Origin of the sequence: Sodalis sp. RH22 (assembly GCF_047324165.1) — a bacterium.
GTDB lineage: Bacteria > Pseudomonadota > Gammaproteobacteria > Enterobacterales > Enterobacteriaceae > Acerihabitans.
Genome location: NZ_CP178731.1, coordinates 4123165 through 4149559 on the forward strand (window position 1 = coordinate 4123165; position 26395 = coordinate 4149559).

The window sequence follows — 26395 nt, forward strand, 5'->3', positions numbered from 1 at the left end:
CACGGGCGGATCAATCCGGCCACAGCCAGGCGGCGCCGCGCACCCCGCTGGAATCGCCGTGGGCCGCCTTGCGCACCGGCGTTTCGCACTCGCCGCCGAACGTCCAGCCTTTAATCAACGCCGGCAGGGTACGGTATAAGCGGTCGACGTTGCTCATGCCGCCGCCCAGCACCACCACGTCGGGGTCGAGGATATTGATCACATGGGCCAGCGACTTGGCCAGCCGCTGCTCATAGCGGCTGACGGCCATGCCGGCCAGCGCGTCCCCCGCCGCCGCCCGCTGCATAATCTCCGCGCCGGTGGACGGCGGCCCGCCCAGGCGGGTGTAGTCGCCGGCAAAACCGGTGCCGGACACAAAGGTCTCGATACAGCCCGTCTTGCCGCAGTAGCAGGGTACTTCCCGGGCATGGCGCTGTTCGTCCCCGTCCTGCCAGGGCAGGGGATTATGGCCCCACTCTCCGGCGATGCCGTTGCCGCCGGCATGAACCCGGCCGTTGATCGCAAGCCCCGCGCCGCAGCCGGTGCCGATAATCACCGCAAACACGGTGGCGGCGCCGGCGGCCGCGCCGTCGGTGGCCTCGGATACCGCCAGGCAATTGGCGTCGTTGGCGATGCGTACCGGTCGTCCCAGCAGCGCCGTTAAATCCTTATCGATCTCCCGGCCGTTGAGCCAGACCGAATTGGCATTTTTCACCCGTTGGGTATACGGCGACAGGGTGCCCGGGATGCCGATGCCGACGCTGCCCTGCCGGCCGGCGGCCTGTTCGGCGCCGGCCACCAGCGAGGCGATGGTGCGTAGGGTCTGGTCATAATCGTCGCGCGGCGTGGGGATACGCTGGCGATATATCGCCTGTCCGTCCTCGCCCAGCGCCACCACTTCTGTTTTGGTCCCGCCCAGATCTATGCCAATACGCATTGTCACCTCCTCCATTTAATCCGCCGCCGGCCATCGCGTCCCCGATGCGGCATGAGAGACGTCTCACACATCCACATCCTGAACCATGCTATCGATTTGGCTTAATGTACACTCTATTATCATTCCCGTAACACAGCGAAGACGGCATATGAAACCCAGTATTCTTGTCGTGGACGACGACCCCGCCATCTGTGAACTGTTAAACGACATGCTCAGCGAGCATGTATTTACCGTGCACGTCCGCCATCAGGGCCGGTCGGCGCTGGCGCTGCTTGAGCAATCGCCGGAGATTGCGCTGGTGCTGCTGGACCTGATGCTGCCGGATACCAACGGCCTGCTGGTATTGCAGCAGATCCAGCGCCTGCGGCCGCATTTGCCGGTGGTGATGCTCACCGGCATGGGATCGGAATCCGATATCATCGTCGGTCTGGAAATGGGCGCCGATGATTATATCGTCAAACCCTTTCATCCGCGCGTGGTGATTGCGCGCATCAAGGCGGTGCTGCGCCGCGGCGGTTCGCCGTCCATGGCGCCGCCGGCCGCCGGCCGTCACAACGGCTGGCTGTTTAACGGCTGGCGGCTCGACAGCGACAGCTGCACGCTGTTTAATCCCGGCGGGGATCCGGTGGTCCTGACGCAGGGCGAATACAGCCTGCTGCTGGCGCTGATTGCGCACGCCCGTAAAGTGCTCACCCGCGATCAACTGCTGGAACTGACCCACAGCGAAACCCTGGACGTCTTCGATCGCACCGTCGACGTGCTGATCATGCGGCTGCGCCGTAAGATAGAATCCAATCCCCACCAGCCGACGCTTATCCGCACCATCCGCCGGCTGGGATATGTGTTTGCGGCCGATGTGGTGCGCGCCGATGCCGCCATCGCCCAGACCGCCTGAGCGCGTCAGGCCGGTAAGAGGGGGTAGTCGTTGCATAGCAGCCAGCGCGGCGCCTCGTCTTCGGTTATCGGGCTAAAACGCGCCTGTCCCCGCAGGAAACGGTTATCATGCTGGTCGTCATTGGTCATGGAGACTTCGCCCACCAGCACATCGCCATAACCCTCCTCCCCCCAGAAACTGTGGTAAATACCGGGCGTGAGGCAAATGCTTTCCCCGGGCGCCAGCCGCACCCGGGAGCCGGCGGCGTGGGTTTGCCGGCAACCGTCGATGACGACCGTCACTTTCGAGGCGGCGAGCTGTTCCCCCTCATCGCTGTTATACATTTCCACCATCAGGTTGCCGCCGCCCCGGTTGATAATATCCTCGCGCTTATGCCAATGAAAATGCAGCGGCGTGATTTGTGCTTCCCGACAATGGATGGCTTTTTCGGCATAGGTTTTGGCATAAGGCGCGCCGTCGGGGGAGCCGTTGCGCAAGGTGAACAGCGTCAGGCCGGTATGGCTAAAATCATCGCCGCCGAAATCGGTGACATCCCAGCCCAGGCGCAGATCAAACACCTCGCGCCAGTGCCGGCGTTCCAGGGCCAGCCAGTCCGGGGGGGAAAAACGGGCAAACGGCGGCAGATGCATGCCGTTGCGGGCAAAAAATTGCTGGGTCTGCTGCAGGATACTGTTGACCTGAGAGCGTTTCATATCGCCTCCGCTGTCATCGGGAGCGGGCGGCGCGATACCTCGCCGCCCATAGGAGGATGATGGCGGGCCGGCGCGGAGTCGACCGCGCCGGCCCGCCGGCGCTGTGGATTATTTCACCGTCCAGCCCTTGTAGCTGCCGACATTGTTGCGATCGATCATTTTCACCGGGATCAGCACCGGGTCCTTGGGTGCCGGCTTGCCTTGTAAAATGTCATAACCGATTTCCACCGCCTTGGCGGCCATGACCTGCGGATCCTGGGCCGGCGTGGCGACAAACAGCGAGTTTTCGCGTTTCAGCGCTTCCTCGCCGTCCGGCGAGCCGTCGACGCCGACGATAAAGAACTCTTTACGCTGGGCCTGCTTGGCGGCCAGATCGGCGCCGATGGCCGTCGGGTCGTTAATGGCGAAGACCGCGTCGATATGCGGGTTGGCCGCCAGCAGCGAGGTCATCACTTCCAATCCTCCCTCGCGGCTGCCCTTGGCATTCTGGTTATAGGACAGCAGTTTGATATCCGGGTGTTTTTTCAGCTCGTTCATGCAGCCTTCCACCCGGTTTTGCACCGCGGACACCGGCGGGCCGTTAACAATCACCACCTGGCCTTTGCCTTTCAGCTTATCGGTAATGTATTGGCAGGCCAGTTCTCCGGCCTGGGTATTGTTGGAGGTGATGGTGGCGTCGGCCCCCTCGGCCGCCACATCGACCGCCACCACCACGATGCCCGCGGCCTGGGCGCGTTTCACCGCCGGACCTATGCCTTTGGAATCCGCCGCGTTCAGGATAATCATATCGACCTTGGCGGCGATGAAATTATCGATTTGCCCCACCTGCTGGCCTAGATCATAGCCGCTGGACACCAGCGTCACGTTAACTTTATCGCCGGCCAGTTCTCGGGCTTTCATTTCCGCCCCTTTGGTTATCTGGACAAAAAACGGGTTGGCGAGATCGCCCACCGTTACGCCGATGGCCTTCAGATCCTTGGCCTGCGCCAGGGGGGCGACGGTCAGCATGGCCGCCGTCAGCAACGCGGTATAAACAGGATTAAATCGCATGGTTTCTCTCCGGTATGGGTTATGCCTGATGATGTCGGGTACGGTATTTGTCAATCAGCACCGCTATGATGATCACCGCCCCTTTGATCACCAGCTGCCAGAAATAGGAGACGCCCATCAGCGTCATGCCGTTGTTAAGCGTGGCGATAATCAGCGCCCCCACCAGCGTGCCGGTGATGGTGCCGATGCCGCCGACAAAACTGGTGCCGCCGAGGATCACCGCGGCAATGGCGTCCAGCTCATACCCCATGCCCAGGTTGCCGTTGGCGCTGTAGAGCCTGGAGGCGCTCATCAATCCGCCCAGGCCGGAAAGCAGGCCGCTGGCGGCATAGACGAACAGCAGCACAAAGCTGACCCGGATGCCGGTCAGGCGCGCCGCCTGCATATTGCCGCCCACCGCGTAGATATGCACGCCGAGGGTGGTGCGCCTGAGGATAAACCAGCACACCGCAATCACCGCCAGGGCAATGATAATCAGCCAGGGCACCGGCCCCAGGTAGGAATTGCCGATCCATTCGAAATTGATATAGGAATTGATCACCGTGGTGCCGTCCGCCAGCAGGTAGGCGGCGCCGCGCAGCGCGGTATAGGTGCCGAGGGTGACGATAAACGGCGGCAGGCCGGCGTAGGCCACCAGGATGCCGTTGAACAGCCCCATGCCCAGCCCCGCCAGCAGCGCCAGCGGAATCGACAGCCAGGCCAGCGCCGGATTGAGCGAGACCACCATGGCCACCACCGCCGTGGCGCCAAGCATCGACCCCACCGACAGATCGATGCCGCCGGTCAGGATAATAAAGGTCATCCCGGCCGCCAGGACGATGTTTATGGAAGCCTGGCGGGCGATATTCAGCAGGTTGCTGTCGGTGAAGAAATTGGGCGCGACAAAGCCGAAAATCGCCACGATCAGCACCAGGATCGGCAGGATGCCGACAGTTTGCATCAGGTCGTTCAGCCAGGGCCGTTTGGCGGCGGCCGGCGTGGCGTCGGGGGTAGCGGAATTGGTGGCCATGGCGGCTCCTTAAACGGACGACGGTGTCAGTGCGACGCCGGTGGCCAGCGTCATGATATTTTCCTGCGAAATCTCGCCGCGGCTGAGCTCCCCTGCCAGTCGGCCCTCACACATCACGTATACGCGATCGCTCATCCCGACCACCTCAGGCAGTTCGCTGGAGATCATTAAAATGGCCACGCCCTGCTGCGCCATTTGTCCCATCATGCGATAGATCTCGCTTTTGGCGCCCACGTCCACCCCGCGCGTCGGCTCGTCAAGGATCAGGATGCGCGGATGGATCGCCACCCAGCGCGACACCAGCAGCTTTTGCTGGTTGCCGCCGGACAGCCCGCCGGCGCGCACCTGGGCGTGGGGCACGCGGATATTGAGCGCGCGGATGGCCTCGGACGAAATCGACAGTCCCTTGCGTCGGTTAAGCAGGCCGAAGCGCGCGTCGCGCTCCAGGATCGGCATAACGATATTTTCATGGGCGGCCATATCCAGGAACAGCCCCTGTTCCTTACGGTTCTCGGGCAAAAAGCCGATGCCCAGCGCAATGGCGTCGCGCGGCGAGCGGATGGCGACGGGATTGCCGTCCACACGCACGACGCCGCCGGTGGGTTTATGGACGCCGAACACCAGCTGGGCCAGCTCGGATCGGCCGGTGCCCACCAGTCCGGACAGCGCGACGATCTCGCCGGAACGCACCGTCAGGCTGACGGGCTTGACTTTTTTACCGTCGGTAAGGTCCCGCAGCTCCAGGCGCACATCGCCGACCGGGATATGGACGTCCTTATTAAACAGATCGCTTAGCGGCCGCCCGACCATCATGCGCACCAGCTCGGCGGCGGAAAGCTGCTCGCGCGTCAGGCTGCCGACATACTGGCCGTCGCGCAGCACGCTGACCCGATCGGAGAGTTCATAGACTTCCGCCATGCGATGGCTGATATAGATAATGGCCATCCCTTCCTGGCGCAGCCGTTTTATCAGCTCGAACAGGCGCTGCGTTTCGCGGGACGAGAGCGCGGCGGTGGGTTCGTCCATTACCAGGATGCGGCTGTTGCGGTGCAGCGCGCGGCCGATTTCCACCTGCTGCTGTTCGGCGATGGTCAGCGACATGACCAGGTCGGTGGCGTGAAACTGGGCGCCCAGGCGATCGATGACCTGCTGGGCCTCCTGGACCATTTTGCCGCGCTGCACCAGGCCGCCGCGCGCCAGCTCGCTGCCGAGGAAGATGTTTTCCGCCACCGTCAGGTTGGGCGCCAGATTCATTTCCTGGTAGATAAGCGTAATGCCCGCCGCCAGGGCGTCTTTCGGGCTTTTAATCGGCCTGGGCTCGCCGTCGATGACGATCTCGCCGCTGGTGGCGGTGTAAGCGCCGGCCAGGATTTTCATCAGGGTGCTTTTGCCCGCGCCGTTTTCCCCCATCAAGGCATGGATTTCGCCCAGCCAGACTTTGAGGTTGACCGACTTCAGGGCATGGAAATGGCCGAAACGTTTGCCGATATCGCGCATTTCGAGAATCGGGGTAGCTGTCATCCGGTTGGCGCCTTCGTTAAGCCGTCATAGGCGCAGTAAAGCAGGCGCAGATAAATGCAAAATGTCAGCGGTCGTTCATGTTTGTCATAATTAGCCACGGCATGGGTTTTATACTGGCGCCCTGCCCGTCGCGGAGCCCTGATATGACGTCGTTGTTCTCCCCAAGGCCGATCCTGGCAGGCGCCCGGGGCCGCCTGCTGATGTTTAACCTGCTGGTGGTGGCGGTGACGCTGATGGTGAGCGTGGTGGCGATCGTGGGGTTCCGCCATGCCGGCAACCTGCAGGAACAAATGCAGGCCCGTACCCTCAGTGAAATGACCGGCAGCATGGAGCTGGGACGCGATACCGCCAACGTGGCCATTGCCGCCATCCGCCTGTCCCAGGTGGTGGGCGCGCTGGAATACCAGAGCGAGGCTATGCGACTGGCGCAAACGCAGCTGGCGCTGCAATCTTCCCTGCGCCGGTTGGCGCAATCGCCGCTGGCCGGGAGCGAACCGGCGCTGGTGGAGCGCATCACCGGGCGCAGCGGCGCCCTGGAAGCCAGCGTCACCCGCCTGCTTGAGCTGGGCCATCAGCGGCATATGCAGCGCAACCAGCTGCTGAGCGAGCTGTACCAGTGCCAAATGTACCTGCGCCAGATTGATACCATCGCGGCCCGTGAACACCAGTTGGCGCCGACAGTCGCCCTCAGGGGCGAAATCGACCGCTTGCTGGATATCGCCATTCACACCACCAGCCCCCGGTCGGCGCTAATCCAACTGGATCAGGTGATGGCCGGCTGGCCGCCGGCCGGCGACGCCAGCGCCCTGCTGGGCGATAAAATCCGGTTATTTATGCTGAGCCAGCACAGTCTCGGCCCCCTGGGGCGCGAGCTGTCCGGCAGCGATCTGGCCATCGCCTATTACACCTATCATATCAAGGCGCTGGTCGGCATGCTGAACGGCGATATCAACCTGTATGTGCAAAAAGTGGCGGGGGAGTCGCGGGAGCGGATGCGCCAGACGCATAACGAACTGGCGTCAATCATCTATTTCATCGGCCTGTTTGCCCTGCTGTCGCTGGTCATCACCCTGTTCGCCGGCTGGTATATCTATCGCAACCTGGGGTCCAACCTGTCGGTTATCGCCGACGCCATGTCACGTCTGGCCAGGGGCGAGCGCCAGGTCAGCGTGCCGGGACTGCACCGGCGCGACGAACTGGGCGATCTGGCGCGGGCCTTTAACGTCTTTGCCGGCAATACCGCGTCTTTGGAGCATACCTCGCGTCTGCTGAAAGAAAAAAGCACCCAGCTGGAAAATACCTTCCTGGCCATGCGCGACGGGTTTGCCCTGTTCGATCGGCGCGGCCACCTGGTGGTGTGGAACCCGCAATACCCGCTGCTGCTGGGGCTGCCGGCAACGCTGCTGTTTCGTGGCCAGCATTACCGGGAATTGCTGGCGTTCCTCGGCCGCAACCAGGCAAAGGCGCCCGGTTATCGCGACTGGCGCGAGGTGGCGGCCCACCTGCGCGCGCTTCAACCCCGCGCGCTGGAAATACACCTGGGAAACGGCCCTATCCTCGAGCTGCGTTTCAGCCCGGTGCCGCGCCACGGCATGGTCAATGTGGTCTTGGACCGCTCGGAGCGCAAGGCGCTGGAGCAGGCGCTGGTCCATAGCCAGAAAATGAAGGCGGTGGGACAGCTGACCGGCGGCCTGGCCCATGACTTCAATAACCTGCTGGCGGTGATTATCGGCAGCCTTGAGCTGTGCGCAAACGGCGACGGCCGCGACGGCGAGCGCATCGATCGCGCCCTGAAAGCCGCCGGGCGCGGCGCCCAGCTGACGCAGCGCCTGCTGGCCTTTTCCCGCAAACAGGCGCTGCATCCCCAGGCGGTGCAGTTGGCCGGGCTGGTGGATAACCTGAGCGAACTGCTGCGCCAAACGCTTGCGGTCAACCTCGCGCTGAAGCTTGAGCCTCAACTGCCCGGCTGGTTTGCCTGGATCGATGTCAACCAGTTGGAAAACGCCATTATGAACCTGGTGGTCAACGCCCGCGACGCCATGGAGGGACGCGGCGGCGAAATTATTATCCGTACCTATAACCAGCGGGTGGTGCGCGCCGGCGGCAGGAAGCAGGATATGGTGACGCTGGAGGTCGCCGACAGCGGCTGCGGTATGTCGGCCGAGGTGCAATCGCAGGTATTCGAGCCCTTTTTCACCACCAAAACGGTCGGCAGCGGCAGCGGCCTGGGGCTGTCGATGGTCTATGGCTTTATCCGCCAGTCCGGCGGCCGGGTGCAGATTGAATCGTCACCGGGCGCCGGCACGCTGGTGCGCCTGCAACTGCCGCGCGCGCCGGCCGCGACCCCGGTCCCGGCGCCGCCGGCCGAACCCGCTCCCGAGGCGCGCGAGGACTTGCTGGTGCTGATCCTTGACGATCAGGACGATGTGCGCGAAACCCTGCGCGAACAGCTGCATCAGTTGGGATACCTGACGCTCGCCACCGGCGACAGCGCCGAGGCCCTGATGCTGCTCGGGCGCACGCCGGATATCGCCCTGCTGATTAGCGATTTAATGCTGCCCGGCGCGCACAGCGGCGCCGATGTTATTCGCCTGGCCCGCCGGGCGAATCCGGCGCTGGCTACCCTGCTTATCAGCGGTCAGGATATGCGCCGCGACGGCTGCGGATTGCCCGACGCCGTCACGCTGCTGCGCAAGCCGTTTAGCCTGGCGCAATTGGCCCAGGCGCTGCGGCAGGCCTTAGGCGCAAGGCTAAACGGCCATGGGTGATGCTTAACGGTTACCCATTGATAAGACGTTTCGATCAATAAAAAAAACTGTTTGGTCCGACGATAACGCGCCGGATGATACCGGCAAATCCCCTCGCGTGGAAAACAGAAAAACCACGGCCCCGGTCAAGCGCCCATGCCGCCGCGTAGCGGACCCGGCATGATAAAAAACGGCATAATGGTCTTCGCGGCATATTTAAAGGCGCAGCGGTGCGAGAAATAATAACTATGATATCGGCGGATATTCCACCGCGTTTTTTTAATGTTGTTAGGTAATATGTAATAAATATAATTAATATGATTTCCTTCTAAAATTAACTTTCGTATTAAAAATAATTCATCATTTAGTTTCTATGGATATAGAAATCATGGCGACAGGCATGCCGCCAAAGGCATGGAATGGATATATTGCAAAAATCTAAAATCACGAAAAGATCACAATACATTGCGTAAAAAATGAGTTAATTTATGATTTACCGCAAGACATTGAGAATATATATGACAAACTCAGCAGACGCGAAATTGTCTCTATGGTCGCTTACGGCTTTGGTGGTGGGGTCGATGATCGGCGCCGGTATATTTTCCCTGCCGGCCACCTTCGGTCGCGCCACCGGCGGCTTCGGCGCCCTGATCGCCTGGTGTATCGCGGGCGGCGGTATGCTGATGCTGGCTTTTGTCTTCCAGACGCTGGCCCAGCGCAAGCCTGAACTCAATTCCGGGGTATTTATTTATGCCAAGGAAGGATTCGGCGATTATTTAGGTTTTGCCTCCGCCCTGGGATTCTGGGCGGGCACCTGTATAGGCAACGTTTCTTATTATATTTTAATAAAATCCACGCTTGGCGCCTTTTTTCCGATATTCGGCAATGGCGATACCGTGCCGGCGGTACTGGTGGCTTCGGTTATTCTCTGGGCATTCCATGTGCTGTTGTTGCGTGGCGTAAAAGGCGCCGCGTCAATCAATACCATCGCCACCTTCGCCAAAGTTATTCCGATATTCTGTTTTGTCATTGTCTTGATTTTCGCCTTCAAAGGCGATTTTTTTGCCGCCAATTTCTGGGGCGTCCCGGATTTGGCGCGCGGCGGCGACGTATCGCACCTCAACGACTACGGCTATGCCGGCCATGCCGCCCTGGCGATGGCGCCGGCGGCGCAGCCCGAATCGCTGTTTTCCCAGGTACGGAGCACCATGCTGGTGACGGTATTTGTCTTTTTAGGAATCGAGGGCGCCAGCGTCTATTCCCGCTATGCCCGGCAGCGCAGCCATATCGGCATTGCCACGGTGCTGGGTTTTATCGGCGTGCTGTGCCTGATGATCCTGGTGACCATGCTGTCCTACGGCGTATTGCTGCGCCCGGACCTGGCCGCCTTGCGCCAGCCGTCCATGGCCGGCGTGCTGGAAGCGGTGGTGGGCCGCTGGGGTGCGGTGTTTATCAGCGCGGGGCTGATTATTTCGGTGCTCGGCGCATATCTCTCCTGGTCGCTGCTGGCGGCGGAAGTGCTGTTCTGCGCCGCCAAAAGCCAAAGCATGCCGAAGATATTCGCCACGGAAAATAGCCGGGCGGTCCCCTCCGCCGCCGTATGGCTGACCAATATCACCATCCAGGTTTTCCTGGTCCTGACGTTGTTTAGTGATTATGCCTTTCAGCTGGCGCTTGAATTGACCAGCTCGCTGACGCTTATCCCTTATTTATTGGTCGGCGCCTACGCCTTAAAGCTGGCCTGGACCGGCGAGACCTATGAAACCGATTGGCGGGGGCATAAAAAAGACCTGCTTTTTGCGGCAATCGCTACCTTTTACGCGTTGCTGATGATTTATGCCGGCGGATTAAAGTATCTGCTGTTGTCCGCCGTGATCTACGGATCCGGCACCGTGCTGTTTATTCTCGCAAAACGTGAACAGAAGGCGGAATTATTCACCGCGGCGGAACGGATAGTCTTTATCGTCGTGATGCTGGCGGCCATTGCGGCGCTGTGGAGTCTCGCCACCGGGGTTATCACCATCTAAATGACGGGAGCTGATATGACAGAGAAGCAAAAACCTGCGGAGTATGGCGTTTATTCGGAAGTGGGACGACTGCGCAAGGTCTTGGTGTGCGCGCCGGGGAGGGCGCATAATCGCCTGACGCCCAGTAACTGTGATGAACTGTTATTTGACGACGTGCTGTGGGTGGAGCGCGCCAAACGCGATCATTTCGACTTTATGACCAAAATGCGCGAGCAGGGCGTCGAGGTGGTGGAAATGCATAACCTGCTGGCGACGACCCTGGAAAATCCTTTGGCCAGGAGCTGGCTGCTGGATCAGCAAATCGTGCCCGATGAGGTAACGCTTGGGATATTAAGCGAAACCCGCAGTTTCCTCGATGGCCTGCCGCCGCGGATCCTGGCCGAAGTGCTGATAGGCGGCCTCTCCACCACCGAACTGGCCGCACAGGGATATGCCGATCATGAGGAACTGACGCTGATCCGTGAAGCGGTGGGCATTACCGAGTACCTGCTGCCGCCGTTGCCCAATACCCTGTATACCCGCGACACGACCTGCTGGATCTACGGCGGCGTCACGCTTAACCCGCTTTACTGGCCGGCCCGCCATGAGGAAACATTGCTGATGGCGGCTATCTATAAATTCCATCCGGATTTTGCCCATGCCCATTTCGATGTCTGGTATGGCGATCCGACGGTTCACCACGGCACCGCCACCCTGGAAGGCGGCGATGTGATGCCTATCGGCAATAAAACGGTGCTCATCGGCATGAGCGAACGTACCTCGCACCAGGCCATTACCCAACTGGCGGCGTCGCTGTTCGCTAAAAAACAGTCCGGGGTGGAACGGGTAATGATTGCCGCCATGCCGAAACTGCGCGCGGCGATGCATCTGGATACGGTATTCACCTTCTGCGATCGGGATGTGGTGACGCTGTATCCGGCCATCGTCAATCAAATCAAAACGTTTTCCCTGCGTCCGGACGACGGCCCGACCGGCATGAAGCTCAGCCGCGACCAGGGCTCCTTTGTCGAGGCGGTGGCCGCGGCGTTAAACCTGGATACGCTGCGTGTGGTCGAAACCGAGGGCAATGATTACGATACCGAACGCCAGCAGTGGGACAGCGGCAATAACATGGTGGCGCTGTCTCCCGGCAAGGTCATGGCCTATGATCGCAATACCAAAACCAATACCCGGCTGCGTAAAGAAGGGGTGGAGGTCATTGAAATCGTGGGCAGCGAGCTGGGCCGCGGACGCGGCGGCGGTCATTGCATGACCTGTCCGCTGATTCGCGACGCGGTTGAGTGATCCCGCGCGCCAAGGGACAAGGCCGTCGGGATTGCGCCGATAACATCCGCCCGTTCACGCGGCGGCATCAATAAGAGAAGCAGTGGAACGGCGCGCTCTGCATAACGCCTGCCGGCGGCAACCTGACGGCGGGCGCCGGGGAGCGCGCCGTTTTTTACGTCATGAGCCCCGCCGCGTTTCCTCGCCGCCATAAGATACTGTGGCTTAATGAGCGGTGAATTGAGTCAAAAATCCGGCGCAAAATGCACTACTCTTCTTTATCCCGGGTACGCCCAGCTTAAACGAGATGAGAGGATTGTGATGCTGTACCGCCGTTTCGAAAAATTTATCGACGTTTTCCAGGAAGCGCCGACGAAGGCGCCACCCGGCCGGGTATGGCCTTTCTATTGGTATTATCTGCGCCAGGTCTGGCCGAGCTTTGCCGCGCTGCTGGTGGTGGGTTTGGTCGGCGCGCTTATCGAGGTGGCGATGTTCAGCTACCTGAGCCGGATTATCGACCTGGTCAACGGCACGCCCGGCACGCGTTTTTTCAGCGAGCACGGCGGCGAACTGCTGTGGATGACGGTGGTGATCCTGTTGCTGCGTCCGGTGTTCATCGGCCTGCACGACCTGCTGGTGCACCAGACCATCAGCCCGGGTATGACCAGCCTGATCCGCTGGCAAAATCATAACTACGTGCTGCGCCAGAGCCTGAATTTTTTCCAGAATGATTTTGCCGGCCGCATCGCCCAGCGCATTATGCAAACCGGCAATTCACTGCGCGACTCGCTGGTGCAGGCGGTGGACGCCCTGTGGCATGTGTTGATTTACGCCATCACCACGCTGGTGCTGTTTGCCGAGGCGGATTGGCGTCTGGTGATCCCCCTGGTGGCCTGGATTTTCGGCTACCTGGTCTGCCTGTATTATTTCGTGCCCAGGGTCAAAGCCCGCTCGGTGGCGTCTTCAGAGGCGCGTTCCAAGCTGATGGGCTGTATTGTCGACGGCTATACCAATATCACCACCCTGAAACTGTTCGCGCATACGGCGCTGGAGCAGCAGTATGCCCGCGAGGCTATCAGCGAGCAGACGTATAAAACCCAGCTGGCAAGCCGTGTGGTCACCAGTATGGACGTGGTGATCACCACGCTCAACGGCCTGCTGATCGTCGGCACCACCGGGCTGGCGCTGTGGTTATGGACCCAGTCGCTGTTAAGCGTGGGCGCCATTGCGCTGGCCACCGGCCTGGTGATCCGCATCGTCAATATGTCGGGCTGGATCATGTGGGTGGTTAACGGCATTTTTGAAAATATCGGCATGGTGCAGGACGGCCTGGAAACCATCGCCCAACCGGTCAGCGTCACCGACCGGCCGCGGGCGCAGCGGCTGGTGGTCGACCGCGGCGCCATTCGGTTTGATCATGTTGATTTTAACTACGGCCGGGAGCGGCCGGTGATAAACGGGTTGGATCTGTTTATCCAACCCGGCGAAAAAATCGGTCTGATCGGCCCCTCCGGAGCCGGCAAGTCGACGCTGGTGAACCTGCTGCTGCGCCTGTACGACCTGGACGGCGGCCGGATTCTTATCGACGGGCAGGATATCGCCCACGTCAGCCAGGAGAGCCTGCGGGCGCAGATCGGCATGATCACCCAGGATACCTCCCTGCTGCACCGTTCTATCCGCGATAACCTGCTGTATGGCAAACCCGGCGCCAGCGACGAGCAACTGTGGGATGCCATTCGCCGCGCCCGCGCCGACGAGTTTATCCCGCTGCTGTCCGACCCGCAGGGCCGTACCGGCCTGGATGCCCATGTCGGCGAGCGCGGCGTGAAGCTCTCCGGCGGGCAGCGCCAGCGTATCGCCATCGCCCGGGTATTGCTGAAGGACGCGCCGATCCTGATTATGGACGAGGCGACCTCGGCGCTGGATTCGGAGGTGGAGGCGGCCATCCAGGAAAGCCTGGAGCTGCTGATGCGCGGCAAGACGGTCATTGCCATCGCCCACCGGCTGTCGACCATTATCAAGATGGATCGGCTGGTGGTGCTGGATAATGGGCGCATCGCCGAGGTCGGCAGCCATAACGAACTGCTGGCCCGCCAGGGGTTGTATGCCCGGTTATGGCAATACCAGACCGGCGGATTTGTCGGGGCGGAGTAATCAGGGCGGCGGCATGGCGCTTGGTCGGTGCCGGTTATCGCCACGTTTTGCTCAGTCCTGGCGGTAGGGTAGCGACTGCCTGGCGTCCTGCGCCCAGGCGCGCACGGCCTGTTGTTCTTGCGTCAGGAAATCGGCCACCGCCTCGCGCAGGCCGGGGTGGCGCAGGTAGTGCCATGAGTCGGTCAGCACCGGCTCGAAACCGCGGATAAGCTTATGCTCGCCCTGGGCGCCGGCGTCAAAACGCGCCAGCCCATGGGCAATGGCATAATCAATGCCCTGGTAAAAACAGGTTTCGAAATGCAGCCGATCGAATTCCGCCAGGCAGCCCCAATAGCGCCCGTAAAACGTATCGCCGTCCACCAGGCTGAAGGCCATGGCCACCGGGCGGCCCCGTTGGCTGGCCAGCACCACCCGGACGGCGTCGGGCATCCGTGCGGCCAGCAGGCTAAAAAAGTCCCGTGCCAGGTAGGGCGTGCGGCCGCGCACCTCATAGGTATTGGCGTAGCAGGCGTAAATAAAGTCCCACTGCGCCTCGCTCACCTGCCCGCCCGCAAGCCAGGCGAACTCAATGCCCTGCGCCAGGACCTGCCCGCGTTCCTTGCGCATTTGCTTGCGTTTGCGCGAGGTCAGGGCATCAAGAAAATCCTGGAAATCCCGGTAGTCGCGATTAAACCAATGATACTGGCAACCCAGGCGCCTGAGCCAGTCCGGCTCGGCCGCCAGCAGACCGTTGGCGCGGGAATCGGTAAAGTTGATATGCGCGCCCGAGAGGCCGTGGCGGGCCAGATGCCCCGGCAGCGCCGCCAGCAGCCGGGCGCCCGCCGCCGGGTCGCCGAGCAGCCTGGCGCCGGTTACCGGACTGAAGGGCACGGCGCCCAGCCATTTGGGATAATACTGAATACCGGCGCGTTCGCAGGCTTCCGCCCAGCCCTGATCGAAAACATATTCGCCATAGGAGTGGTGTTTCCGGTAGCCGGGCATGGCGGCAAGGGTACGGCCGTCCTCCACCCATAACAGATGGTCGGCTTGCCAGCCCGAACGCGGATCAAGGCTGCCGCTGTCCTCAAGAGACGACAAAAAGGCGTGGCGCAGAAAGGGTTGTCCGGCCGGGACCAGGGCATCCCACTCGCCGGCGGGAATATCGCGCAGGCGCGCCAGGGACGTTAAAGACATCACAATATGCTCCGGTGAAGTGCCGACAATCAGAAAGAACAGTAGCCAGTTGCCGCGCGATACGCAAGGGCGGGGGCACGCAGTGGCAAAGGCGCGGCATCGCAAGGCGGTTCGGTTTTCCCGCGTGACGCGATATGCCGTGCCGGGGTGCCGATAGTCCGTCCACACATAATCAGAGCGAATAAAAAAAATAGATCATACTTAGAGGGGAATAACGACATTATCAGGGGAACGCATGGGTTTTACGGGATGGACAGCGGCCGTGGGCGGCTTGTTATTAGTCATGTCGCTGGCGTCCGGCTGGATCCATCGCGGGCCCGTCACCTCATTCGGCGTATATCTGTTGGCGGGCATCGTCTGCGGTCCCTGGGTGCTGAACCTGCTGCGGGTGGATGTGGCCGCCCACGCGATGTTAATCGCGCATGTCACCGAAATTGCCATGGCCGCCTCGCTGTTTATTACCGGCCTCAAGCTGCGATTGCCGTTCCAGGACCCGGGCTGGCGCATGGGACTGCGCCTGGCTTTCCCGGCGATGATCCTGACGGTCGGCGGCGTGACGCTGGCCGCCCACTGGCTGACCGGATTCTCCTGGCCGCTATCCCTGGCCTTCGGCGCGATAGTGGCGCCTACCGATCCGGTGCTGGCCAGCCTGATTTCGGTTAACGACGCCCGCGACGACGATAGCCTGCGGGTCTCCCTGTCCAGCGAAGCGGGCATGAACGACGGCACGGCGCTGCCGATTTTGATGTTGGCCATGCTGCTGCTGACCACCCATGAGCCGCTGTCGTTCGGCATGCTGGGCCACTGGGCGCTGCGCGATGTCGCCTGGGCGCTGCTGGGCGGGCTGGGCATCGGTTTTGGCATGGGCCGGCTGATTGGCCATCTGGCCACGCACCTGAAAAGTACCCGGAACGACACCGCGCCCAATGATTTCCTGGCCCTGGCGCTGGTGGCATTAAGCTACGCCGCGGCGCAAAGCCTGGATGCGTCGGGCTTTTTAGCCACGTTTGCCGCCGGCGTCGGGCTCAGGCGCACCGAGCTGGGCATCTTTTCCCGGCATTCGCCGGACCATTTGCCGGAGGACGCGCGCGGCGGCACGGCGGAATCCCTGGTCAATCCCAACCAGCGCCATGAGTCCGGTGCGTCGGGGCCGCTGCGCTCCGTCGGCCTGGTGGTCAGCGACGCGCTCTCCTTTGGCGATACCATGGAACGGTTGTTTGCCGCCGGTATCGTTATCGTGTTGGGCGTCACCCTGGCGCTGCATTGGGATCCCATGGGATTGGTGCTGGCGGCAATCGTATTTTTGCTGGTTCGCCCGCTCGCAGTGTATGCGGCGACCATCGGCAGCGGCACGCCGCGCCTGCACCGGGTCTTGATCGGCTGGCTGGGTATCCGCGGCATCGGCAGCATCAACTATATTACCTGGGCCTATATCCACGGCCTGTCCGGCCCTGATGCCGAGCGCATGGCCAATATGGCGTTTACGCTGATTGTGGCAAGCGTTATCGTGCACGGCATCTCGGTTTCGCCGCTGCTTAACTGGCGGCAGAACAAAATGGCGGCGGCCGCGCAACGCCGGGACAGGCCCGACTCCTCCGGCGAGGGCTGAGCCGGTTGCCGCGCCGGTGTTTCTGGCTCAGGCTGCGCGCGATATGCGCAACGGCAGGAACATCGCCGCCACGAACGCCAACAGGTGCAGGCCCGAAAGCAGCGCAAAGGCCAGCAAGAATTGCCGCGGCTGGGCATGAGCGGGGTGCGGCGGGGTTAACGAGACGGCCATGGCCAGGAGCGTGGTCGCCACCGGCCCGCCGATCCGTTGTGCGATATTCAGCGCGGTGTTCGCCACGGCAAGCCTCGCTTTCGGTATCGACGCATACGCGGCCGATATGGATGGTATGCTGATGGTTCCCTGGCCCACGCCGGCGAGAAACAGGCTTGCCATGGCCCAGGCGGGGGAGAACAGATGGCTTGCCATCCACAGGAACGCCAGGGTGCTCAGGAACGCCAGCAACGCGCCGCCCGCCGAGACCGCGCGGCAGCCGTACCTGTCGGTCAACGCCCCCAGCAACGCAAACGAGCACATCATGCCGATCCCCGTCGCGGCGATAAGCCAGCCCGCGTGCGCGGCGGATAACCCACAGCCGGCTATCAGGTACAGCGGGACGATCAGCTGCCGGCCGTACATGATGCCGCTGGCGAAAAATTGTGTGATCGCGGCGACAGAGAAGGTCCGGTGCGAGAAAATCCGTACGTCGATCAGCGCTGAATCCCCCTTGCGCAAGGAATAGCGTACGAACCCGGCCAGAACCACGATGGCCGCAAGCAGCAGCCATCGTCCCCCGGCGTGCGCCGCATTTTGCAGCCCGTAAATCAACGCCACGAGGCCGGGGGAAATCAGCGCGAAACCGGGAAAATCGAACGGCCGCGATGGCAAGGTGACGGCATCGCCCGGCAGCAGTAACGCCGCCAGTGCGACACCTGCCACCCCCACCGGTACGTTAAGGTAGAACAACCAGGACCAGGTGGCCTGCATAAGGATCGTCCCGGCCACCACCGGACCGAGAATGGGTGCGAGCAGGATAGGCAGCGTGGCGTAGCCCATTACCCGCGCCATGTTTTTCCCCGCCGCGCGCGCAATCATCATCTGCGTCATGGGCGCCAGCACGCCGCCCACCAGACCCTGGAACACCCGGGCGGCGATCAATCCGCCCATCGTCCGCGACGCGCCGCACAGAACGGACGCCAGGATAAAGACCGCGAAACAGATAAGATAAAGCCGCTTTGCGCCGATGCGATCCACGAGCCAGCCGTTGAGCGGCAGCATCAGGGTCATCGCCAGCAGATAGCCGCTGACGATCCACTGCGCCGTCGCAATGGATGAGCCGAGCGTATGGCTGATGGCCGGGAGTGAAACGTTGACCACGGTCGAATCGAGCTGCGTCATAAACGACCCGATCAAGACGACGACGGCCACTTTCCACACGGATGAGCCGATTTCGCCGGGCGCGTTGCCGCGCTTCGTTCCCGGGTTCATTTTTCGGCCAGTCGTTTGATGATCCCGCCGGCCTTGAAAAGCATGGCGCGTTCTTCCACGTCAAGTTCCGCGATCGCCTGCGATAACCACAGCCGTTTCGCCTCGCGGTTTTTCTTGCGTAGCTCAACCCCGCGCGCCGTCAGCTCGATAAGCACCTGGCGGCCGTCGGTGGCATGCGGCGTACGCCTGACGATGCCCATGTGTTCAAGCGCGGCAATGGTCGCGCCCATAGACTGCGGCTTCATCCTTTCGGCACGCGCCAGCGCCGCCGTGGTGGCGGGGCCGTCGTTAGCCAGCCGCGACATGACGACAGACTCGGTCATTGAAAGTTCTCCCGCCCCGGATTCATTGCGGGTACGCCGGATAAGCATCCCTATCGCCTGCATAAAATCGAAAACGTCTTGCTCCGGGGTATTGGCTGACATGACCTGGTCACCATAATGGGTAAATGATAGGGAAAGCATGAATGTTGCCAGTCAAACTTGCAAGATAAACTTGCAAGTTTGACTGTTAAGTGCAAATCTCATTCCTGGCGCCGCGCACCTGGCGCCGTCAACCCGCGCCGCCGGGCGAAGCCATCGGCCGCTGCGCGGCAAGCGGCGGGCAACACACTGATATGGCCATTGGAGGATCCCCGCATGCCGTGGTATCACTACCTGTCGTATTTCTTGGGCGGAGCCGTTGTCGCCAACGCGATTCCACATTTGGTCAGCGGAATGATGGGGCGGTCTTTCCAAAGTCCCTTTGCCACGCCGCCGGGCCAGGGGCTGTCATCGGCAACCGTTAATGTGTTGTGGGGGGCATTCAATGTGGCGCTGGCCTATTTTTTGATTTACCAGGTGGGATCTTTCACTCTACGCGCTATGGCGGACGCGGGCGCCGCCGGCCTGGGCGCGCTGTTAATGGCGCTGGTGTGCGCCCGCGCGTTCGGGCGTTTCCATGGCGGTGCCGGAAAATGACACTGGCGGTAGATCAGGGGATCTATCGCCAGTGAACGCGTTTTCCGGATTTTTACCGGGATGGGACGATGGGGTATAGACTTATCGCATGGTGACCAATTCTTCCGCCGCGGTGGGATGAATCGCCACGGTATTATCAAAATCACGCTTGGTGGCGCCCATCTTCATGGCCACGGCAAAGCCCTGAAGGATCTCATCCATGCCCAGGCCGATGCCGTGCAGGCCGATAATTTTTTCCTCCGGCCCCAGGCACACCAGCTTCATCCTGCATGGCTGGCGATGGCTGGTCACGGCGGTGTACATGGAGGTAAACGCTGTTTTGTATATCTTGATCTGTTTTTCACCGTATTTGGCGATCGCTTCCGGCTCGGTCAGGCCGATGGTGCCGATGGGCGGATGGCTGAACACGACGGTTGGGATGAGATTGTAATCCAGATGTTCTTCCGGCTTGCCGTTAAACAAGCGTTCCGACAGGCGGCGACCCGCGGCCACCGCCACCGGGGTCAGTTCCACCGCGCCGGTATTGTCGCCGACGGCGTAGATGCCCTGGACATTGGTATTCTGGTATTTATCCACCCGGATATAGCCGTTGCTGTCGGTTTCCACCCCGGCCGCGGCCAGGTTGAGGTTATCAGTGGACGGCTCGCGCCCGATGGCCCAAATCAGCGCGTCGACGGTAAATACCTGGCCGTTTTCCAGCGTCAGCGTCAGGCTGCCGTCCTGGTTTTTCACAATGGTTTCGGGAATGGAGCCGGTATGCAGGTTCGGGCCTTCCGCCTGCATGATTTCCACCAGCGTATCCACCACCAGCGGATCGAAGGTGCGCAGCGGCGCGTGCTTACGCACAAACAAATGGGTCTGCGCGCCCAGCGCATTCACCACTCCGGCAAGCTCCACCGCGATATAACCGGCGCCGACCACCGCCACGCGCTGCGGCATGGCGTCCAGCGCGAAAAAACCGTCGGAATCGATACCGTATTCGGCGCCGGGGATATCGATATGGCTGGGGCGTCCGCCGGTCGCGATCAGAATATGATCGGCGGTGATGTGTTCGCCGTTGACTGCTACGGTATGCGCGTCAACAAAGGTGGCGAAACCCTCGATAACATCGACGTTGTTATTGCCCAGCACCCGCTCGTAGGACTGATGGATGCGGTCGATATAGGCGCTGCGGCTCTTGACCAGGGTCTGCCAGTCAAAATGGTTAATGGTGGTGTCGAAACCATAATCCGGACCGTAGAGCTTGATCGCTTCGGCGATTTGCGCCGCGTGCCACATGATTTTTTTCGGGACGCAACCGACATTGACGCAGGTGCCGCCAAGATATTTGGCCTCGATCAGCGCGCACTTCCGGCCGTACGATGCGGCACGGTTAATCGAGGCGATACCGCCGCTGCCGCCGCCAATAGCAAGATAGTCGTAATGTCTGGTCATCAGGATTCCCTTTTGGTCTTTTGATGGGCACAAGTTTAACGCGCAAAACGCATTTGTCGCAAAGTTTGCATCAATCCCTCCGATAGGCGCAGAGCGGGGCGCCGTGGCAATGCGCCGGCCTGGGCGTTGGCCCGGCGTTGGCCGCCGCCCGGGCGCCGCCGGATTCGCCCGCGGTTATTCCGGAACCACCCAGCGCACCAGCGTATGGCCGTGTCCGGTGGGCACCAGCGCCTGGTGCAGCCAGGGCAACAGCTCGGTCATCTGTTGCTCCAGCATCCACGGCGGATTGATCACAATCATGCCCGAGCCGGTCATGCCGCGCTGGTCGCTGTCCGGCCTGACCGCCAGTTCGATTTGCAGGATGCGGCGGATGCCGGTTTTCTCAAGCGATGCCAGGATTTTTTTCACATGCTGGCGCAGCACTACCGGATACCACAGGGCGTAAATGCCGGTGGCAAAACGCTTGTAGCCCTCCTCAATGCCGGACACTACGTCGGGATAATCGGATTTCAGCTCATAGGACGGGTCCATCAGGATCATCCCGCGCCGGCTCTGCGGCGGCAGTTGGGATTTCAACTGGGCATAACCGTCGGCGCGCAATACTTCGGCGCGCGCGTCTTTCTGGAACTCATTGCGCAGCAGCGGATAATCGCTGGTATGCAGTTCCGTCAGGTGCAGCTTGTCCTGCGCGCGCAGCATCTGGCGCGCAATCAGCGGCGAGCCGGGGTAATAACGCAGGGTACCGCTGCGGTTATAATGACGGATTACCGTCAGGTAGGGGTCCAGCAGCGCCGGACAATCGTCCCGCTGCCAGATCTTGCCGATGCCATCCAGGTATTCCCCGGTGCGTTCGGCGCGCTCGCTGCTGAGCAAATAGCGCCCGGCACCCGCATGGGTATCAAGATAAAGGAAAGGTTTTTCTTTTTCCTTCATGGCCGTCAGGATCAGACTCTGGACGGTGTGTTTCAGCACATCGGCGTGATTACCGGCATGAAAACTGTGGCGATAACTTAACATAGTGTTTTGCGCTTTCAGATGATGTTGTTATTTACAGTATAATCAGTGCGTTACCGAAAGTGACTACTGTGCGTCGTTGCGGTGCTGAAGATTTACGGCCCTAACGGCAAGACAGGTACGGGGCGCGCTACAGGGCACAGCATATCATGGGCGCTAGTATAAACCGCCTTGGGGATAAAAAGGGAAAAGCATTGCCCGCGACCTGCGGGCTTTTTTATGCCTGGATAGCGCCAGGGCGGGGGAAAACGAGGGGGAAAACCAGGTAAAGCCTGCCGATGGGCGTTAACCCATCGGCAGGAAAAGGCGTTAGTTATGCAGCATGCTGCCGACGATAATGGACGTTATCACTCCGGTCGCCACCGCCATCAGTACATAATTACCGTCGATATAGGCCCATTGCTCGCCTCTGGGCGGCTCGTACAGGCCACGGCTACGCCAGTCATCAACGCGGTAATGTTCGCGGTAATAGCGCGGTACCGGATGTCCGCGCCTGAAATCATGGCCGTTCCAGGCGAAATGGTCGCGTTCACGGCCGCGCGGGCCGCCCCGGTCGCCATGGCCCCGGTTATCATGGCCGCCCCGGTTGTCATGGCCGCCTTGTCCGCCCGGGCCGCCATTACCGTGATGGTCGCCGCCCCCGTTGCGGGGCTGCCAATCCTGGCCGTCGTGTCCGCCGGGACCGTCGGCGTATGACGCTGTCGGGAGGCAGGCGCTTGCTGAAATTAATGTGATTACCATTAGCAGCGTAGATTTTTTCATTTTTCGTCACCCTCAATTAAGCGACTGCTTCGCCAAGCCAGTAAGCACACTATCAGCGAGATCAGACGGGACGACATCAGGAAATATCTTAAAAAAATGCCCTACTGACAATGATTTACCGCCCTTATCGCATTCCTTACATATGTGAAGGTAATGCGGGCGCCCCCCGGCTATCAGCCATGGTTAAACGCGCGCGGCATAGTGTCCGGCCCCGGTGGTGATGCCGCGGGAAGGAACCGGCTTCCTTAGGCGTTACGCATGACGCTATCCTTTAAAATCCAGTATCCGGCCGTCGGCCAGGGTTGCGCGCAGGCCTTGGGCGGGAATATCCGCAAAGGCGCTTTGGCTGAAGTTGGCGACAATCACCGACCCGTCGCTAAACGTGGTTTGCTGCACCCAGCCGGCGTCGTCCAGCCAGCGGAAACCCGTCAGCGCTTGATTCCACAGTGCGGTATGCAGCGGGCGGAAGACAGCATCCGTTTTGAGTATTTCCGGTAGTCTGGCGGCGAGCGTGGCGCGATTAAGATGATACATCGGTGCCGTGTTATACAGCCCGCTAAGCAAGGTCCGGGTCGTTTTCACCTCGCTTAACTTGAGGTTGTCGGTGTGCCAGTGATGGCTGCTGATAAGGGCATCGTGAAAAACGGCCTGATAAAGCGGGATACGATTGCGCGGGTCGAATACAACGCTGCGATAAGGCTCCTTCACCTTTGCCGGGGCAAAAAAGAATGCCGGCTGGGCATCCGGCCACCAGGCGCCGAGATACCAGGGGGAACGGCGATCCTGATACATATCCTTGCGGCCCCAGCCAAATCCCCAGGTCTGGGTGCCATGCGCAAACATAAGCTGACCGGCATTGGCCGCGTTGCCGTCCTCTGATCCCAAGGGCAGTTTAAAGGTGGTATTAAACCAGGCCATGCGGGCATTGCGGGCGGCAATGGTGTGCTGCGCGCCGCTCGGGTGGACCGGATGATAGTCATCCGCGGCCATGCCGGTGCCGTCGACATCCAGGAACAGGCTGTTCAGATTCCCCAGATGCATCAGTTCGCTTATTCTTCGCTGCGAAAAGGACAGCATACAGCTGGGGTTAAGATAATACCCTTTTTGGCCAAAACCGGGCTTTTTGCCGCCATGCGCTTCCACGATGGCGCAGTTTTCGCGCAGCGCCGCGGGTATCTGCGCGCTTAACCAGCTGTCATTAACGCCGCGCGGGATAGCCGTATCGTATGAATCATAGGTGGCGATCAGATAGCCTGATTTTTTTGCCAGCGCCACCGCCCGCGCCGCCATAAAATTAGCGGTCCACTTTTCCGTTGCCAGCCATAACCGCGGCAGCCCCGCCTGATGCAATGCGGTTATCAATGGCGTGCTTAACCCCTGGCCCCAGGCTGCGGCAGGGGCAAGAAAGGGGCCCAGGCGCTGTTCGGCAAGCCGGCGTATGGCGTTGGCCTGTGCCTGCTGCGCCGGCAGGAAATCAGGATCATCGGGCGTGGCGTTAACAGGAACGCTGTCGATTAAGGCTGCATTCAGCGCGGCGGTCAGCGAGGCTTGCTGCCATGGCTGCGGAATCCGGGTTTTAACGGTCTCAAGGGTTTGCCTGCCCTCTTTATCGATTTTATCCCACAGGGATAATCCCCCTGGCGATTGCAGATACAGCGCCAGTCCGGGCCAGTCAATAACATCGGACACATCGAGCGGGCCGTTGCCCCATAGATAAACATGGGTGGCCCCGATCAGTTTTTCGCCCTCCGGCGCCAGGCGGATTTTATCCTGTAATGATGTGAACTGACCGGTTTGCTGCAGATATTGCCGATAGCGCAAGGCGCCGGAAAGCTCTGAACGCCCCGCATAAAGCAGGATCTGCAAAGGCTGATGTTGATTAAATCGATTGAATTCATGCGCGGCGACCATCTTCACCGCGGTTTCTGCGCCGGAAAATGCCACCTCATTATGCATCGGCGTGAGTAAGAGCCAACTGACGACCTGGCCGCCCTGCAACTGGCTCCATAACGGCAGTTTTAAATCCATATTGGTATTGAGCGATGACATCTCGCCCAACAGATACTGTTGCCAGTGCGGATCCTTAAGTGACACCCGGCTGCCTTCGGCCAGCGGCAACAGCAGTGTTTCCACCGGCTCGGGCAGGGAAAACCAGGTAAAGCGCTGTGGCTTGGCGGTCGTGAAATCGAGATATAATTCGTTTTCCCCCAGCCGCAGGGCGACGTTCATTGCGCGCTGCGGCCAGTGCCAGCTGGCCTGGGTGGGGCCGTGGCTCAATGCAGTGACTTTCTCCGGCGCCTGCGGCTGATTTACGGGCATATTGCCGATACGGATGGCAAGCGTGGACGGGTCAACGGTAAAGATCATGTCATCGCGTTGCAAGGTTAACGCGCTGGCCGATCCCGCCAGCAGTAACAGGCCGCAGGTCACGCTTTTGGCCAGGCAATGCCATTGCCCGGCGAGGCGGGGCGTCTTGTTCATGATGTCACCTCGGGATACCGCGTTACTATTTTATATTTATAGGGGGAATGCTTGTGTTGCTTCAGCCGGATTTGGCGATGTCGTGAACCCTAGCATGGCGGCGTGGCAATGCCATTTACTTTACTCAATACGGCTTTTCTGTTAATGGATCGTTTAGATTTTTTCCAGGTAATTTATTGAAAGGATGGGGTTATCATGCGGATTGTTCTTGCGGACCGTTATCCCGGCGCCCAATTCTGGGCTTTTGGCGACAGCGCCGAGATGGCCGATACTCTGCTGGCCCTGGTCCTGCGCGGCGAAAAAACCGCGTCCTGCTGTTCTTATACCGCTTTCCGGCAGGACGGGGCCCCGGCTGTCGGCGGTTATCATGTGATACTGGACGGCGCCGACAATCCCGCCTGCGTCATCCGCACCGTGGCGCAACGGTTGGTGCGTTATTGCGACGTGACCGCCGACATGGCCGCCCTGGAAGGCGAGGGAGATAAGAGCCTGGACTACTGGCGGGCGGCGCATCGGGATTTTTTTCAGCGCGAGGGCGGCTTTTCACCGGAGATGCTGCTGGTATTCGAGCAATTCACGCTGATAGAAAGACTTCAATGAAAAACGGCATATCGCCCGCAGCCGCCGTCCCCGGGCCGGGATGGCGGGGTATTTCCCGCACGGCGCCATGCCTTGCCGGCCATCCAAGCCGGAGGGGGCGGGCGTTTAACGCAGGTTAGGATTGCTCATCACGCTATACCGGCCGCAGCCCAACAGCGCTATGGCGATGCCGGCGAACAGGTAAACGGCGATAACCTCAAAACCCCAGCCGCCCACTTTGTCCAGGGTCAATATCATGCCCGGATTGGTAATCAGCCAGGCAAAGAGCATGGTAAAACAAAATACCAGCGCGGCGGGGCGTACCAGGATGCCGAGGATAAACAGCACCGGCACCACTATCTCGCCGAGAAACACACCGTAGGCAACAAACGCCGGCATGCCGTGCCGCTCCACCATGCCGACGATACCGTCAATACCATAGATCGCTTTATGGATGCCATGAAGCATCATCATGCCGCCAAAAGCGACGCGCAGCACTAATCTTCCTAAATCCGGTTTATCCAGCATACGGTTAAAAGCAGCAATCATTTTACACCATCCCATTTGCAATAAATTTGAATGATTATCGTTGTAACCATTATTACTCTTTTCAGCGACAAAAGCCCACCGCTTAAATGAGCCAGATCAACCAAATAGCAGCAATAACGAAAATAAATTTCCCCTA

Annotated in this window: 21 protein-coding genes; 8 read left to right on the forward strand and 13 right to left on the reverse strand. The window is 60.5% G+C overall.

Annotation, left to right across the window (positions count from 1 at the left end; genetic code table 11):
* Window positions 1–10: 10 nt before the first annotated feature.
* Entirely contained in the window at window positions 11–916 is a 906-nt protein-coding gene (gene mak / locus ACL2XN_RS18685) for a fructokinase (RefSeq protein WP_413729235.1), read from the reverse strand.
* 148 nt (window positions 917–1064) lie between these two features.
* Here mak and ACL2XN_RS18690 point away from each other — a divergent pair, with 148 nt between their 5' ends.
* Window positions 1065–1811 carry a response regulator transcription factor gene (locus ACL2XN_RS18690; RefSeq protein ID WP_413729236.1) on the forward strand — a complete coding sequence of 249 codons (747 nt, stop codon included), beginning with the start codon at window positions 1065–1067 and terminating at the stop codon, window positions 1809–1811.
* Between the two features lie 5 nt (window positions 1812–1816).
* Here the strand turns inward: ACL2XN_RS18690 and ACL2XN_RS18695 are convergent, their stop codons facing one another.
* The 4 genes from ACL2XN_RS18695 to ACL2XN_RS18710 form a co-directional block, all read right to left on the reverse strand.
* The gene (locus ACL2XN_RS18695) at window positions 1817–2503 is read right to left on the reverse strand and encodes a D-lyxose/D-mannose family sugar isomerase (RefSeq protein ID WP_410013034.1); all 687 of its coding nucleotides are present in this window, start codon (window positions 2501–2503) and stop codon (window positions 1817–1819) included.
* 108 nt (window positions 2504–2611) lie between these two features.
* On the reverse strand, window positions 2612–3553 hold the full coding sequence (locus ACL2XN_RS18700; protein ID WP_413721668.1) for an ABC transporter substrate-binding protein: 942 nt from the start codon (window positions 3551–3553) through the stop codon (window positions 2612–2614).
* A gap of 19 nt (window positions 3554–3572) precedes the next feature.
* Window positions 3573–4562, reverse strand: coding sequence for an ABC transporter permease subunit (locus ACL2XN_RS18705; protein ID WP_410013036.1), 990 nt, complete (start codon window positions 4560–4562; stop codon window positions 3573–3575).
* A 9-nt stretch (window positions 4563–4571) separates the two neighbouring features.
* On the reverse strand, window positions 4572–6083 hold the full coding sequence (locus ACL2XN_RS18710; protein WP_413729237.1) for a sugar ABC transporter ATP-binding protein: 1512 nt from the start codon (window positions 6081–6083) through the stop codon (window positions 4572–4574).
* A gap of 152 nt (window positions 6084–6235) precedes the next feature.
* Between ACL2XN_RS18710 and ACL2XN_RS18715 the strand changes: the two genes are divergently transcribed.
* The 4 genes from ACL2XN_RS18715 (at window position 6236) to ACL2XN_RS18730 (ending at window position 14274) form a co-directional block, all read left to right on the forward strand.
* Complete coding sequence (locus ACL2XN_RS18715; protein ID WP_413723511.1) at window positions 6236–8851, forward strand: ATP-binding protein; 2616 nt, start codon at window positions 6236–6238, stop codon at window positions 8849–8851.
* Window positions 8852–9348: 497 nt separating this feature from the next.
* Window positions 9349–10857, forward strand: coding sequence for an amino acid permease (locus tag ACL2XN_RS18720; protein ID WP_413729238.1), 1509 nt, complete (start codon window positions 9349–9351; stop codon window positions 10855–10857).
* A 15-nt stretch (window positions 10858–10872) separates the two neighbouring features.
* On the forward strand, window positions 10873–12141 hold the full coding sequence (gene arcA, locus ACL2XN_RS18725) for an arginine deiminase (RefSeq protein WP_413729239.1): 1269 nt from the start codon (window positions 10873–10875) through the stop codon (window positions 12139–12141).
* Between the two features lie 300 nt (window positions 12142–12441).
* Entirely contained in the window at window positions 12442–14274 is a 1833-nt protein-coding gene (locus tag ACL2XN_RS18730) for an ABC transporter ATP-binding protein (RefSeq protein ID WP_410016691.1), read from the forward strand.
* A 51-nt stretch (window positions 14275–14325) separates the two neighbouring features.
* Here ACL2XN_RS18730 and ACL2XN_RS18735 read toward each other — a convergent pair whose 3' ends face one another.
* A complete protein-coding gene (locus ACL2XN_RS18735; RefSeq protein WP_413730995.1) occupies window positions 14326–15447 on the reverse strand; it encodes a GNAT family N-acetyltransferase in 1122 nt (373 codons plus the stop codon).
* Between the two features lie 235 nt (window positions 15448–15682).
* Between ACL2XN_RS18735 and ACL2XN_RS18740 the strand changes: the two genes are divergently transcribed.
* Complete coding sequence (locus ACL2XN_RS18740) at window positions 15683–17056, forward strand: cation:proton antiporter (protein WP_413729240.1); 1374 nt, start codon at window positions 15683–15685, stop codon at window positions 17054–17056.
* Between the two features lie 27 nt (window positions 17057–17083).
* Here the strand turns inward: ACL2XN_RS18740 and ACL2XN_RS18745 are convergent, their stop codons facing one another.
* Together ACL2XN_RS18745 and ACL2XN_RS18750 are read right to left on the reverse strand one after the other, a co-directional pair.
* Window positions 17084–18481, reverse strand: a complete 1398-nt coding sequence (locus ACL2XN_RS18745; protein WP_413729242.1) for a DHA2 family efflux MFS transporter permease subunit — start codon at window positions 18479–18481, stop codon at window positions 17084–17086.
* Window positions 18478–18906: a MarR family winged helix-turn-helix transcriptional regulator gene (locus ACL2XN_RS18750; RefSeq protein WP_413729243.1), complete on the reverse strand. Its 429-nt coding sequence runs from the start codon at window positions 18904–18906 to the stop codon at window positions 18478–18480. The genes ACL2XN_RS18745 and ACL2XN_RS18750 overlap by 4 nt, the downstream gene beginning before the upstream one ends.
* 213 nt (window positions 18907–19119) lie before the next feature.
* Here ACL2XN_RS18750 and ACL2XN_RS18755 point away from each other — a divergent pair, with 213 nt between their 5' ends.
* Complete coding sequence (locus ACL2XN_RS18755) at window positions 19120–19440, forward strand: hypothetical protein (protein ID WP_410013043.1); 321 nt, start codon at window positions 19120–19122, stop codon at window positions 19438–19440.
* A gap of 81 nt (window positions 19441–19521) precedes the next feature.
* Here the strand turns inward: ACL2XN_RS18755 and gorA are convergent, their stop codons facing one another.
* The 4 genes from gorA to ACL2XN_RS18775 form a co-directional block, all read right to left on the reverse strand.
* Entirely contained in the window at window positions 19522–20874 is a 1353-nt protein-coding gene (gene gorA / locus ACL2XN_RS18760) for a glutathione-disulfide reductase (protein WP_413721663.1), read from the reverse strand.
* Between the two features lie 174 nt (window positions 20875–21048).
* Window positions 21049–21891, reverse strand: coding sequence for a 23S rRNA (adenine(2030)-N(6))-methyltransferase RlmJ (locus ACL2XN_RS18765; RefSeq protein WP_410013045.1), 843 nt, complete (start codon window positions 21889–21891; stop codon window positions 21049–21051).
* A 306-nt stretch (window positions 21892–22197) separates the two neighbouring features.
* Complete coding sequence (locus tag ACL2XN_RS18770; RefSeq protein WP_410013046.1) at window positions 22198–22650, reverse strand: RcnB family protein; 453 nt, start codon at window positions 22648–22650, stop codon at window positions 22198–22200.
* 264 nt (window positions 22651–22914) lie between these two features.
* Complete coding sequence (locus ACL2XN_RS18775) at window positions 22915–25131, reverse strand: glycoside hydrolase (RefSeq protein WP_413729244.1); 2217 nt, start codon at window positions 25129–25131, stop codon at window positions 22915–22917.
* 195 nt (window positions 25132–25326) lie between these two features.
* Here ACL2XN_RS18775 and ACL2XN_RS18780 point away from each other — a divergent pair, with 195 nt between their 5' ends.
* The gene (locus tag ACL2XN_RS18780; RefSeq protein WP_413727522.1) at window positions 25327–25731 is read left to right on the forward strand and encodes an ASCH domain-containing protein; all 405 of its coding nucleotides are present in this window, start codon (window positions 25327–25329) and stop codon (window positions 25729–25731) included.
* Between the two features lie 105 nt (window positions 25732–25836).
* Here the strand turns inward: ACL2XN_RS18780 and ACL2XN_RS18785 are convergent, their stop codons facing one another.
* Entirely contained in the window at window positions 25837–26259 is a 423-nt protein-coding gene (locus tag ACL2XN_RS18785; protein ID WP_410013049.1) for a DoxX family protein, read from the reverse strand.
* Between the last annotated feature and the right edge of the window lie 136 nt (window positions 26260–26395).